We start from the raw sequence: 13437 nt of genomic DNA on the forward strand, positions 1-13437 counted from the left end.
CGACGCGCTGCTTCAAGCGAAGGAGTTCCATGGGACGCTCAATACGAAAACGGCCGACCTTCCCCCGGCGGATGACGATGGCCGCCGCGGCACTGTTCATCGGCGGGGGCGGCCTTGTCGCGGTGAATGTGTACGCCTCGGCCAGCGACGACCCGGGGAAGGCCCAAGTACGGGCCGCCCCGGTGCGGAATGTGTCGACGATCGACTGCCCGGACGTGTCCAACAGCCTGCCGGACGTGCCGGATTCGGCCCGCCCCGAGGTGGACCGCGAGCTGGCCGCCATTGATACGCAGATCACCGACGCATACGAGAAGTTCGCCTCCGACAAAGACCGCGTCGACCGAGATCCCGGATACGGCCAGCAGGTCGTACTGGATCCGCTGAAGGAAAAGCGGACGGCCTCGCTCGACCGGATCGCCGGCGCCGTCGGCCGTGGCGGCGGACAGCAGCCGCAGGGAATGCAGGGGCTCGCCCCGTGCACCCTGCGCGCGGACGACAGCGGCGGAGGCGGCCAAGGAGCCGCCCAGGCGGCCGGGCAGGCCCAGGGCCAGGATCAGTGGCAGAACCAGAGCGGCCAGGGCCAGAACCAAGGCCAAGGCCAAGGGCAGCAAGGTCAGGGACAAGGCCAGGGCCAGGGCGCCGGTGGGCAGGCTCAGGGCGTCGGGAACGGGCCCGCGAAGAGCGACTTCGTCGACATCCGGTCCGTACAGCCGAACGTGCGGACCCCCCGCACCCAGCGCAACGGCTCGACCGGTCTCTTCACCAGTAGTTGCGGCGTCAACCAGAATGCGAAGCGGAATCCGGACAACGTCATCGTCGCGCCCGGTGTGAGCAATGGTGCCCACCATATGCACGACTATGTCGGAAACCAGGCGAACGACGCCTTCGCCAGCGACGCCGATCTGGCCAATGGCGGTACGAGCTGCCGAAATCAGGGCGACAAGTCCACGTATTACTGGCCCGTCATCCGTCTGCAGAACGGCCAGAACGAGAACGACGCCAACGCGGACGGCGGCGGCAAGGACAAGAACGTCGGAAAGATCCAGACGCCCGCCCAGGTCACCATCAAGTTCGCCGGAAATCCGGTCAGCAAGGTCACCGCGATGCCGCGCTTTCTGCGGATCATCACCGGCGACGCGAAGGCGTTCACCAACGGCAACGCGAATGCGAACGCGTCCTGGAGCTGCACCGGATTCGAGAACCGCCAGCTCAAGGACAAATACCCGATCTGCCCCCAGGGCAGCAAAGTAGTCCGCACCTTCAATTTCCAGAGCTGCTGGGACGGGAAGAACACGGACAGCGCGAACCACCGGACGCACGTCGCCTTCGCGGGCAAGAGCGGTGCGTGCCCGCGCGGCTTCAAGGCGATCCCGCAGCTCCAGCAGCGGATCGTGTACGCCGTGCCGCCGGGCCCCGGGTTCGCCGTCGACTCGTTCCCCGAGCAGCTCCACAAGCCCGTCACCGATCACGGTGACTTCATCAACGTCTTCAGCGATCAGCTGATGAGGAAGGCGGTGACCTGCATCAACACGGGGCGCAGCTGCGCCTGACCGACAGGGCGCGCACGCGCCTGGAAACCCGCTCCCCCTGATTGGCTCCCCCGGGTCACCCCACCCGGGGGAGCATCCCCTGCGCGGTCAGCTCATGTGGTGGTGTCCGGAATGGTTGGTCCCGGTCTCGACACTGCCACCGAGCCGGCCGCGCAGCGCGTTGACCACGTTCTCGTCGCCGACGGCGACCCACTTGCGGCCCACCAGATAGGCGCCGCCGTAGTCCTTGGCGCCGTTGATCCACTCCCGCTGGCCGCGGTCGGTGGCGAAGGTCGCCAGGACGTAGCGGCCGTCCTTGGTGTCGCAGTTGGCCTGTCGCAGCTCGGCCGCGTTGGTGGAGATCTTCGGCTTGCAGGCGGCCTGGGCCGCGATCTGTTCGAGGGTTCCGCCGGCCGTCTTCGGCGCGTCGTGGCCGTGCCCTCCGCAGCCCGCGGCTAGGGTCACGACCGCGGCCGCCAGGGCCGCTCGTACAAGAGTGCGCATGCCTCCATCGTGCCCTCAATCACCCCCTCCCCGTGGGCATTTGGCCATTTCAGTGGCCCCATTGCCCGGCACCCGCCGCGCCGTTAACGTGCGCTCCGCACGCGCCTGTTGTCACCCCAACAACACGAGGAGCGCCGAGCCCATGACCGAGCTGTCGAGTCCCCCGACCCCCTCCAGACGTACGGTGCTGGGCACCGCGGGAGCCATCGGCGCCGGGGCCGCGGTCGGGGCGGCGCCCCCCGCGCACGCGGCTCCGGCGACCTCCGCAGTTGCACAGTCGCTTGACGCCGGGCCCGCCAGGGACGCCCTCGTCCGGCTCCTGCCCGAGCACGCCGACCGGATCCGGCTGAGCCCGCTGCCCGACGGCGGCCCCGACCGCTTCCGGGTCACTGGTTCGGGCGGGCGCGTCGAGATCGCCGCCACCGGCCCGGCCACCGCCCTGACCGGTCTGCACTGGTATCTCAAGTACACCTGCAAGGCCCATCTGACCTGGGCGGGAAGCCAACTGGACCTGCCGCGCCGGCTGCCCGCGCCCGCCCGGCCGGTGGAGCGCGCCGCCACCGTCCCGCACCGGTTCGTCTTCAACGACACCCACGACGGCTACACCGGCCCGTACGCCGACTGGCCGCGCTGGGAGCGGCTGATCGACGTCCTGGCGCTGCACGGCTGCAACGAAGTGCTGGTGACGCCAGGTCAGGAAGCCGTCTACCACCGGCTGTTGCTGGATTTCGGGTACACCGACGAGGAGGCCCGGGCCTGGCTGCCCGCGCCCTCGCACCAGCCGTGGTGGCTGCTCCAGAACATGAGCGGGTACGGCGGCCCCCTCTCCCCCGCGCTGATCGACCGGCGCGCGGAGCTGGGCGCGCGGATCACTGCCCGGCTGCGCGAGCTGGGGATGCGGCCGGTGCTCCCGGGCTATTTCGGGACCGTCCCGGACGGGTTCCCCGTGCGCAATCCGGGCGCCCGGGTCGTCCCCCAGGGCAGCTGGAACGGGCTGCGGCGCCCCGACTGGCTCGACCCGCGCACCGAGGTGTTCCCGCAGGTCGCGGCCGCCTTCTACCGCCACCAGGAGGAGCTGTTCGGCGAGGCGCGGCACTTCAAGATGGACCTGCTGCACGAGGGTGGCACCCCGGGCGACGTGCCGGTGGCCGAGGCCGCCCGCGCCGTCGAGAAGGCCCTGCACACCGCCCGGCCCGGGGCCACCTGGGTGATACTCGGCTGGCAGACCAACCCCCGCCCGGACGTCCTGGACGCCGTCGACAAGTCGCGGATCCTGATCGTCGACGGCCTCTCCGACCTCGCCACGGTCACCGACCGCGAGAAGGACTGGGGCGGCGCGCCGTACGCGTTCGGCACCATCCCCAACTTCGGCGGCCGCACCACCCTCGGCGCCAACACCCACCGCTGGACCGGGAAGTTCGCCCAGTGGCGCGACAGGCCGGGCAGCACCCTGGCCGGCACCGCGTACATGCCGGAGTCCGCCGAGCGCGACCCCGCCGCCTTCGAGCTGTTCAGCGAGCTCGCCTGGCGGACGGAGCCGGTGGAGCGGGAGGACTGGTTCCGTACGTACGCGGACGTGCGCTACGGGCACGAGGACGGCCACGCGCGCGAGGCGTTCGCCGCGCTCGCCGCCACCGCCTACCGGCTGACCACCGCCGACGGGCGGCCCGTCGACTCGCTCTTCACCCGGCGGCCCTCGATCACCGCCTCCGTCACCACCGCCTTCGAGTCGGCCCGCTTCGACCGCGCCTTCGCCGAACTCCTCGCCGTACGGCCCTCGCTGCGCGGCTCGGAAGCCTACGCGTACGACCTCACCGATGTCGCCCGCCAAGCGCTCGCCGACCGCTCGCGGCTGCTGCTTCCGCAACTGCGGACCGCCTACCAGGGCGAGGACCGGGCCGCCTTCGGGGTGCTGAGCGCGCTGTGGCTGAAGCTGATGCGGCTGGCCGACGAGATGTCCGGCTGCCACCGGGCGTTCCTGCTCGGCCCGTGGCTTCAGGACGCCAAGCGGTTCGCGACGAGCCCGCAGGAGGCGGTCCGGCTGGAGTGGACGGCGCGGACGCTGATCACCACCTGGGCGGGCCGGTCGGCGGCCGACAACCTCAGCAACTACGCGGACCGCGACTGGCAGGGTCTGCTGACGGACCTTCACTTCCCCCAGTGGCAGGCCTACTTGGACGAGCTGGCCGACGCCCTGGCGGCCGGGCGGGCGCCCAGGGCCTTCGACTGGTACGTGGGCGAGGAGGCGTGGACGCGGGAGTCGGGCACGTATCCGGTACGGGCGACCGGCGACCCGTACGGGACGGCGCGGCGTGTCCACGACGCGCTCGCGAGCGCCCCGTACCAGGGGGCCGTGAGCGTCGCCGCCGACCCCGTGAGCTTCACGCCCGGCTCCACCGGCACGGTCACGGCGGCGCTGCGCAACCTCAACGGGCTGCGGGCGACCGGCCGCGTCGACTTCGCGCTCACCGGGCTCGACGCCGAGCCGGAGGGCGCCACGCAGCTGCGCCGGATCCCGGCGGCGGGCGAGGGGGCGGTGCGCTGGCGGGTCACCGCGCCCGCCGAGCCGCTGACCGCGCCGCTGCGGGCCATGCCGTACGAGCTGACCACCCGGTACGGGCCGGACGGCGAGGACCGGGTGGCCGTCGTCCAGCGGTCCGCCGTCTATCTGGCGGCGCCGCTGAGCTCCGAGTGGCGGACGTTCACCAGCAACGACGCGGTCTTCGGTGAGCTGGACGGGCGGCTCGCGGTCAACGGCGGCGGCCTGGACCTGTGGAAGGGCATCGCACAGTTCGGCACGGCGTACCGGGAAGGGGCCCTGCGGGAGGGCGCGGTGGTGACTCTGAGCGTCGACTCCCTGGAAAACACCGGCAGTTGGGCACGCGGCGGGATCGTCGCGCGCAACGGCCTCGCGGTGCCGGGGTCGGCCGGCTTCCTGAATCTGGCGGCGACTCCGGGCCAGGGCGTGGTGCTCTCCTACGACGCGGACGGCGACGGGCTCCTCGACACCTACCGGCGGATCACGGGGGTGGCGGCGCCGGTGCTGCTGCGGCTGAGCCGCGGCCCGGCCGGGTCGTTCACCGGCGCCTGCTCGACGGACGCCGGGGCGAGCTGGCGGACGGTCGCCACGGTGACGGTGCCGGGCACGGCGGCCGTCCAGGACGCCGGTCTGTTCATGAGCGCGGCCAATGGGGGCAGTGGGGCGCGGGGGACGGCGGAGTTCGGGGGGTGGGTGGTGGCGTAGGGGGCGTTGTTACGTTTCGGGGCGGATGGGGGCACACATGGACGCGTCCAGGCCGTGTTCCCCGCCCCCTCTCCCCCCGTAGGAGTGCGTCCGCCCATGACCGCGATCCCCGCCACCAGCGTCGCCAACCTCCGCGATCTCGGCGGTACGCCGCTCGCCGGGGGCCGTACGGTCCGGCCCGGCCTGGTCTTCCGGGCCGGGGCGCTCGACCGGTTCGATCCGGACCGGGACCCGGCGGTGGCCGGGCTCGGGCTGCGTACGGTCGTCGACCTCCGTACGGACGCCGAGCGGGCCGAGCGGCCCGACCGGCTGCCGGACGGGGCGCGGCTCGTCGTCGCGGACGCGCTGGCGGACACGGTGAGCGAGTCCGGGGCGCCGGCGGCCGCGCAGCTGCGGCACGTGCTGGCCGACCCCGCCGCGGCCGAGCAGCACCTCGGCGGGGGCCGGGCGCAGGTGGTGTTCGGGGACCTGTACCGGGGCCTGGTGTCGTCGCCGTCGGCCCGTGCCGCGTACCGGACGCTGCTGCTCGAACTGGCGGCCGAGGACGCGGGTCCTGTGCTCTTCCACTGCACGGCGGGCAAGGACCGTACGGGGTGGGGGGCGACGGTGCTGCTGTCCCTGCTGGGGGCGTCGCCGGAGGTGGTGGAGCGGGAGTACCTGTCGGTCAACGGGGCGGTGCGGCAGGCGTTCGCGCCGCTGATCGAGGGGTTCACGGCGCAGGGGGGCGATCCGGAGATCGCGCTCGCGGTGATCGGGGTGGTGCCGGAGTATCTGGCGGCGGGGCTGGGGGAGGTTTCGGCCCGTTACGGGTCGATGGAGGTGTATGTGCGGGAGGGGTTGGGGGTGGGGGAGGGGGTGGTACGGCAGCTGCGCACCCGCTTGGTGGATCCCCCCACCCCGCCCGTTCCCTAAACCCTCCGGGGGTGGGTGGGGGTGGAGGCGGGTTTCCCGGGGGCTACGCCCCCAGACCCCCGGGCGGGGCCTGCGGCCCCTGCACCCCGGACCCTGTTCGTCTGCGGGTTGTCTGTGGCTGGTCGCGCAGTTCCCCGCGCCCCTAACCCCTCAGGGGCGCGGGGAACTGCGCGAGCAACCCAGCACGGTCCGCGGACAAACACCGACCCCAAAAAGGGCACGGGGGAACTGCGCCGCCGGCCACAGACGGGCCGCGGACGAACCCCGGGCCGACGCCACGGTGACCATCCCACCATTCGCTCGTTTTGCTGAACGTGGCCCCGCCCCAGGACATCCTCAGCCGTCCCACCCCCATCGGCATCGAGCAGGCCGAAGCCGCTCTCGTCGAGCACTATCCCCGGCTGACCCGGCTCGCCTATCTCGTGTTGCCGCCCTCGCTCGGGCGCAACCGGCGGGTGCTGACCGCGCACGCGCTGGTGCAGCGGTCGCTGCCCAGGAAGCACGGGGGTGCGGAGGCCGCGATTCCGGCGCCGCGGCGCGGGGATCCGGGGTACGGGTTCGTGCGGCGGCAGGTCGTGCGGCAGGCGCTGGAGGCCGGGTTGCCGTTGCGGCGGCGGGCCTGGCCCAAGCGGGCACAGCTGCCGCCGGTGCTGCCGCAGGTGTGGGGGCTGCGAGTGTTCCCCCGCTCCGGCGGCGCCGATGAACTCGCCCTGGACCAGCGGCTCTCCGCGCTCAGCGGGCCCGCGAGAGCCGCCTTCGTACTGCGCGGCCTGGACCGGCTCAGCGACGCCGAGGTGCGCAGAGAGCTCGCTGCCCTGGGGGTCGAGGACCCCGACGGCGCCGTCGCGGAGGCGGGGGACCCGGGGGACGGCGCCGCGCTGCTCGAAGCCGCCGAGTTCGACCCCTGCTCCCTCCAGGCCCGGCCCACCGATCTGATGCGCCGCCGCCAGCACCTGCGCGCCGCCCTCGTCGCCGCCGCCGCGCTCGCGGTCTGCGGCACGCTCCTGGGGCTCCCGGGCGACGGCTGGGGTCCGGACGGGGCGGCCGCACCCCCGTACGCCCGCAATCCCGCGGCCGAGGCCGCCCTCGACCCGGCGCGGGTCGTCCGGGTGGAGGGTGCCGTGTGGCGCACCTCGGCCCGTACCGACTTCTCCGTCTGGCCCGCCCGGGGCTCCCTGACCGGCGACTCCGCGCTGCTGCGGCGCGCGCTCGCCGTCTGGGCGCGGCCGGGCCGTTCCGTGCACGTCTCGGCCACGCCGGGGACGCCGTCGGGGCCGCCGATGGGCGCGCCCCAACTGCTGTACGCGGGCCAGGTCGACCGGGTGTCGGTCGTGCTGTTCTACGACGGCCTGCGGGTCGCCCGGTACGCGGAGCCGGTGGACAGCACCTCCGGCGCCGCGCTCGACTTCGCGCGTGTGGACGGCGCCGACGCCGCCTCCGCCGGGGCGCTCGTGCTCGGCCGCACCGACGGCAACGTCCGGTATCTGACCGCTCCCTGGGTGCGCGAGGCGGCCGTGCGGGACCTGCTCGACCCGTCCGTCGCGCCCCGCCCGCTCCCCCGCGACCGGGACGGCGTGACCGCCCCGTTGGTCTCGCCCGCCCAGGCCCGCGACTGCACCTCCTGGGACGTGCTCCAGCTGCGCGAGGACCGCGAAGGCTCGGCCGGGCGGCTGCTGACCGACCTCGGGGAGCTCGCGCCCGCCCGGCTCACCTGGGGGCCGCCGGACGCGCCCAGGGACGTCACCGGCACCGCCGCCCGCGAGGCCTGGGCCCGTACCGCGTGTCTGCTGCCGACCGTGCGCTCGCGCGGCGTGCGGGCCGTGAACGCGTGGCAGTTCGCCAGGCAGCAGCTGCCCGAGGCCAATGGCACGGCCGCCTGGCTGTGCACCCGGGCCGACACCTGGTCCGGCACGGACAGCCGGGTGCTCGCCCAGTTCCAGGCGCCGGGCGCCGGGAAGGCCACGGCGGGCGCGGTGGCCGCGCGCGCCGAGAACAGCGCCGTCTGCGGCACGCACGAGCCGCACGTGCTGGCCGGGGTGCTGTGGAAGTCCCGGGGCGGGCACTGGTACGTGCTGGCGGCCGGCAGCGAGGACCTGGCCCGGGTGGCCGTCTCCGGCGGCGTCGACGCCTCCGAGCGCGGCCATCTGCTCGCCGTGCGCACCCAGGAGGGCGCCCGGGCGCAGCTCGACGGCCGCCTCGCGGACGGGACCCGGGTCGCCGCCCTGCGCTGAACCCGTGGACCCCGGTGACCGGTTCCGTACGAACAACTCCTCGCACAACCCTGTTGCCAGACGCCTACCCGTCAGTACATTGACGCCATGTCTAATACGCCGCAGCCCGCTCCGGTGGTCTCGGAGCACATAGAGCTCAAGGCCCGGAACGTCTCGTTCGAGTGGGAGAAGACGCCGCTCCACTGGATCCCGGGCGACCCGTTCACCGGCCACACGATCAATGTGCTGCACCTGCTGCTCCCGGCGGGCGAGCGCTGGTTCGTGCACGTGTACAAGCAGGTGCTGCCGTACATCCGCGACGAGCGGCTGCGCGAGGACGTCATCGGGTTCATCGGGCAGGAGGCCATGCACTCGGCCGCCCACGACGACGTGCTCCCCCACCTCAAGACGCTCGGCCTGGACCCCACCCCGTACACCGCGCAGGTCGACTGGCTCTTCGAGAAGCTGCTCGGCGACCGGACGCTGCCGCCGGGGCGGGCGCGCGAGTGGTGGCTGATGGAGCGGGTCGCCACGATCGCGGCGATCGAGCACTACACCGCGTTCCTGGGCGACTGGATCCTCAACGCCGACTCCCTGGACAAGCGCGGCGCCGACGCGGTGATGCTGGACCTGCTGCGCTGGCACGGCGCCGAGGAGGTCGAGCACCGGTCGGTCGCCTTCGACCTGTTCATGCACGTGGACGGCAGTTACCGGCGGCGGGCCCGGACCTGGGCGACCGCGTTCACCGCGCTCGTCTTCCTCTGGCAGCGCGGCGCCCGGTTCTTCATGGAGAACGACCCCTCGCTCCTTGACGGCAAGGCGACCTTCCGGGACTTCCTGCGCGCCGGACGGCAGGGCACACTGCCCACCGCCGGCGCGATGGCGCGCTCGATCCCGCGCTATCTCAGCCGTACATACCACCCTTCGCAGGAGGGCTCGACCGCGCAGGCCGTGGCCTATCTGGCGAGTTCGCCCGGCGCCAACGGAGGCCGCTGACATGCCGCGTACGAGGTCCGTGGTCCTGGCGGCGGGGGCGGCGCTGCTCGTGCGGCGGGCGGTGCGCCGCCGTATCGCCGCGTCCCCGCTGTGGCCGATGCCCGCGCTGGAGACGCCCGTGTCGGGTCAGGGCGGGCGGCGGGCGCCGTCGCTGCGGCTCACCGTCGCCGAACGGGCCGTCCCCGCCGAGGGCGTGGCGCTGCTGCGGCTGGAATCCCCGGCGGGCACGCCGCTGCCCGAGTGGCGGCCGGGCGCCCATCTCGACCTGGTGCTGCCGTCCGGGCTCATCCGCCAGTACTCGCTCTGCGGCGACCCGGCCGACCGCGCCACGTACACCGTCGCCACCCGGCTGATCGAGGACGGGCGGGGCGGCTCGCGCGAGGTGCACGAGCAGCTGCGGGAGGGCGCCGAGCTGGTCGTGCGCGGGCCGCGCAACCGCTTCCCGCTGGACCGGGCGCCGTCGTACGCGTTCGTCGCCGGCGGCATCGGCATCACCCCGGTTCTGCCCATGCTGAGGGCGGTCGAGGCGGCGGGTGCCGAGTGGCGGCTGCTGTACGGCGGGCGGTCGAGGGCCACCATGCCGTTCCTGGACGAGATCGAGAAGCTGGGGGCACCGGGCGGGCGCGTCACGGTGGTCGCCGAGGACGAGGCGGGGCTGCCGGACGCGGCCGCGTTCCTGGCGGGTTCGGGCGAGGGCGCGGCGGTGTACTGCTGCGGGCCCGAGCCGCTGATGGACGCGGTGGCGGCGGCCCTGCCCGAGGGGCGGACGCTGCACCTGGAGCGGTTCACGCCCGGCGCGAGCACCGCGCAGCTCGGCACCTTCGAGGTCGAACTGCGCCGCACGGGCCGCACGCTCACGGTCCCGGCGGGCCGCTCGGTGCTCGCCACGGTCCGCGACGAGCTGCCGAACCTCTCGTACTCGTGCGAGCAGGGCTTCTGCGGAACCTGTCAACAGCGCGTCCTGGAAGGGGAGATCGACCACCAGGACGAACTGCTCACGGACGCGGAGCGGCAGGACTCGATACTGATCTGCGTATCGCGCTGCCTCGGACGGAAACTCGTGCTCGACCTGTAGGTACTCTGTTCGCATGACGACCGGGGTGCGGCGCAGGATGGGCGTCGAGGAGCGCAGGCGGCAGCTGATCGGGGTCGCGCTGGAGCTGTTCGGCCACCGCTCCCCCGACGACGTCTCCATAGACGAGATAGCGTCGGCGGCCGGGATATCGCGGCCGCTCGTCTACCACTACTTCCCCGGCAAGCAGAGCCTGTACGAGGCGGCGCTGCGGCTGGCCGCCGACGAGTTGGCGGGCCGGTTCGTGGAGCCGCAGGAGGGGCCGCTGGGGGCTCGGCTGCTGCGGGTGATGGGCCGCTTCTTCGACTTCGTCGAGGGCCACGGGCCGGGCTTCGCCGCGCTGATGCGGGGCGGGCCCGCGGCCTCGGCGGGCGGCTCGACCACCGCCAACGCCATGATCGACGAGGTCCGGCACGCGGCGTACCTCCAGATCCTCGCCCACCTCGGCGTCCAGGACCCGCCCGCGCGCCTGGAGTTGGTGGTGCGCTCCTGGGTCTCCCTCGCCGAGTCGACGGCCCTGATCTGGCTGGACGGGCGCCGGATCCCGCGCGCCGAGCTGGAGTTGCAGCTGGTCCACGACTTCGCGGCGCTGGCGGCGGTGAGCGCGGCGTACGACGACGAGATGGCGGCGGTGGTGCTGCGGATGCTCGCGGACGAGCCCGCGGACGGCCCGTTCGGGGACCTGCTGGCAAGGCTGACGGCCTTGGCGCCCACCGAGGGCACCTCCTGAGGGGCGCCCCGCAGGGGCGCTTTTGAGGGGCGCGGGGAACTGCGCGACCAGCCCCCACCGGCCCGCAGACGAACGAGCCCCCACGTCCCCGTACCTTGATCACATGACGACACCCACGGAGACGCTCTCCTTCCGCCTCGCCTCCGAAGAGGACCTGCCCACCCTGGTTGCCCTCTACGACGGCGCCGCGCGCTGGATGCAGGGCACCGGCATCGACCAGTGGCAGCCCGGCGAGAAGGACGCGGAGCACTTCCAGCGGCGGATGGCGGAAGGTGAGGTCTGGCTCGCCCTGACCGCCGACGGCCGCGCGGCCGGGGCGTACGAGCTGTGGTGGCGGGACGAGCCCGCCTGGGGCGTGCGGCCACCGGAGGCGGGCTATGTGCACCGGCTGATGACCGACCGCACGCTCGCGCCCGCCGGAACCGGCCTGGCCCTGCTCGCCCACGCCGAGCAGCGCATCGCGACGGCCGGGCGCGCCCTGTCCCGCCTGGACTTCAAGGCCTCCAGCCCCGGCCTTCGCGCCTACTACGAGCGGGCCGGGTACGCGGTGGCCGGGGAGCAGCCGTTCAAGGAGGGCGTCGGCAGCAACTACGCGGTCGTGCTGATGGAGAAGCGGCTCGGCTGAACCGCCTCACGCCAGACCGGTGAGCCGCAGGGCCAGCAGTGCCACGTCGTCCTCGCGGCTGCCGAACGCGCTCAGCAGCGTGTCGCACAGGGCGCCCGTGCCGCGCGCGGCGTTCGCGGCCGCGAGCTGGCGCAGCCGCTCCATGGAGAGCGCGAGGTCGGTGCCGCGCGTCTCGATGAGGCCGTCCGTCACCATCAACAGGACGTCGCCGGAGGCGAGTTGGTGGCGGTACGGGTCCGGGTGGTCGAGGCCGAGGCCGAGCAGCGGGCCGTGGACGTCGAGGTAGTCCGTCTCGCCCCCGCGGGGGACGACCAGCGGCGGTATGTGGCCCGCGTTGGCGATCCGGGCGCGGCCGACCAGCGGGTCGATGAGGGCGAGGCAGAGGGTGGCGGTGGCCTCCGGGTGGTAGAGCTGGAGCATCCGGTCGAGGCGGCGCACCAGGACGGCCGGGTCGCGCTCGTCCGTCGCGTACGCCCGTAGCGCGTGGCGCAGTTCGACCATGACGGTGGCCGCGTCGAGCGAGTGGCCGACGACGTCGCCGACCCCGACGAGGAGTCCGTCGGGGGTGGGCAGCGCGGTGTAGAAGTCGCCGCCGATCTCGGCGCGGGTGGAGGCGGGCACATAGCGCACGGCGACGTCGGCGCCGGGCAGCCGGGGCTGGTGCTGGGGCAGGAAGCTGCGCTGGAGGGTGAGCGCGATGTGCCGCTCCTCGGCGGCGCTGCGCAGCGACTCGGCGGCCAGCGCGGTGGCCTCGGCGAGGTGGGCGAGCAGGGCGCGGGTGTGCGGGTTCCCGGTGGCGTGGACGGGGGTGACCAGACAGACCGGCGGCTGGTCGGCGTGGCTGCGGGCCAGCATCAGCCGGGCGTCGCCGTCCTCCTCGCCGGTCGGCAGCACGCCGGAGGGCCACAGCGGCGCGGGTGCGATCCGCGACCGTACGCCGGTGCAGCCCGCCATGGCCCGCTGGAGCAGCGGGCCGACCGCGGCGGTGGTGGCGGGCGGCTCGCCCCGCGCCGGGCCGCCCGCGTGGAGCGTGCCGTCGGCGCCGAAGACGTAGACGGCGGCCCGGCAGCGGATCAGGGCGGTGACCGCGGCGGCGGCCGTGTCGGCGAGCTCCTGGGGGCAACTCGCCCCGTACAGCGCGGTGGTGGCGGTGGCCAGGCGGGCGAGGCGGCCCGCGCGGGCGTCGGCGTCGTGGCGGAAGCGGGCGCCGCGCAGGGCGGCCCGGACGACGGCCTGGATCTCCTCGGGCTCGACGGGCACGGCGAGGTAGGCCTCGGCTCCCGCGTCCAGGCCCCGGGTGCGGTCGCGCGGGGAGGTGGCCGCGGCCGAGAAGTGCACCACGGGCATGGTGGCGATCTCGGGGTGCGCCTTGATGCGGCGGCACAGTTCGAAGCCGTCCATGTCGGGCAGGCCCACGTCGACCAGGGCCGCGTCGGGCAGGGCGCCGTTCCTGACCCGGGTGTCGAGCTCGACCAGGGCCGCGGCCGCGGTGGCCAGCGGCACCACCCGGTGGCCCGCGCGCCGCAGGACCGCGCCCATGGCGTAGCGGTTGGCGTCGATGTCGTCGACGACCAGCACGGTGGTGTGGGACGGGTTCACGGCGCATCCCCCGTGG

10 protein-coding genes are annotated in these 13437 nt (G+C 73.9%); 8 read left to right on the forward strand and 2 right to left on the reverse strand.

From position 1 onward, the window contains the following. Positions 1-29: 29 nt before the first annotated feature. The gene (locus OG965_RS13855) at positions 30-1550 is read left to right on the forward strand and encodes a DUF1996 domain-containing protein (RefSeq protein WP_371652355.1); all 1521 of its coding nucleotides are present in this window, start codon (positions 30-32) and stop codon (positions 1548-1550) included. 87 nt (positions 1551-1637) lie between these two features. Here OG965_RS13855 and OG965_RS13860 read toward each other — a convergent pair whose 3' ends face one another. Then, entirely contained in the window at positions 1638-2033 is a 396-nt protein-coding gene (locus tag OG965_RS13860) for a hypothetical protein (RefSeq protein WP_371652356.1), read from the reverse strand. 142 nt (positions 2034-2175) lie between these two features. Between OG965_RS13860 and OG965_RS13865 the strand changes: the two genes are divergently transcribed. From OG965_RS13865 to OG965_RS13895, 7 genes are all read left to right on the forward strand, one after another. Next, entirely contained in the window at positions 2176-5277 is a 3102-nt protein-coding gene (locus tag OG965_RS13865) for an alpha-N-acetylglucosaminidase TIM-barrel domain-containing protein (protein ID WP_371652357.1), read from the forward strand. A 96-nt stretch (positions 5278-5373) separates the two neighbouring features. Beyond that, positions 5374-6189 carry a tyrosine-protein phosphatase gene (locus OG965_RS13870; RefSeq protein WP_371652358.1) on the forward strand — a complete coding sequence of 272 codons (816 nt, stop codon included), beginning with the start codon at positions 5374-5376 and terminating at the stop codon, positions 6187-6189. Between the two features lie 305 nt (positions 6190-6494). Beyond that, positions 6495-8420 (forward strand): hypothetical protein, encoded by a 1926-nt coding sequence (locus OG965_RS13875; protein WP_371652359.1) that lies wholly within the window; start codon positions 6495-6497, stop codon positions 8418-8420. An 87-nt stretch (positions 8421-8507) separates the two neighbouring features. After that, on the forward strand, positions 8508-9395 hold the full coding sequence (locus tag OG965_RS13880; RefSeq protein WP_371652360.1) for a metal-dependent hydrolase: 888 nt from the start codon (positions 8508-8510) through the stop codon (positions 9393-9395). Position 9396: 1 nt separating this feature from the next. Next, entirely contained in the window at positions 9397-10470 is a 1074-nt protein-coding gene (locus OG965_RS13885) for a 2Fe-2S iron-sulfur cluster-binding protein (protein ID WP_371652361.1), read from the forward strand. Positions 10471-10483: 13 nt separating this feature from the next. Then, positions 10484-11197, forward strand: a complete 714-nt coding sequence (locus tag OG965_RS13890) for a TetR/AcrR family transcriptional regulator (protein ID WP_371652362.1) — start codon at positions 10484-10486, stop codon at positions 11195-11197. A 103-nt stretch (positions 11198-11300) separates the two neighbouring features. Beyond that, positions 11301-11822, forward strand: a complete 522-nt coding sequence (locus tag OG965_RS13895; RefSeq protein ID WP_371652363.1) for a GNAT family N-acetyltransferase — start codon at positions 11301-11303, stop codon at positions 11820-11822. Positions 11823-11828: 6 nt separating this feature from the next. Here the strand turns inward: OG965_RS13895 and OG965_RS13900 are convergent, their stop codons facing one another. Then, a complete protein-coding gene (locus tag OG965_RS13900) occupies positions 11829-13421 on the reverse strand; it encodes a SpoIIE family protein phosphatase (RefSeq protein WP_371652364.1) in 1593 nt (530 codons plus the stop codon). Between the last annotated feature and the right edge of the window lie 16 nt (positions 13422-13437).

Source organism: Streptomyces sp. NBC_00224 (assembly GCF_041435195.1).
In the GTDB taxonomy this organism is placed as follows: Bacteria; Actinomycetota; Actinomycetes; order Streptomycetales; family Streptomycetaceae; genus Streptomyces.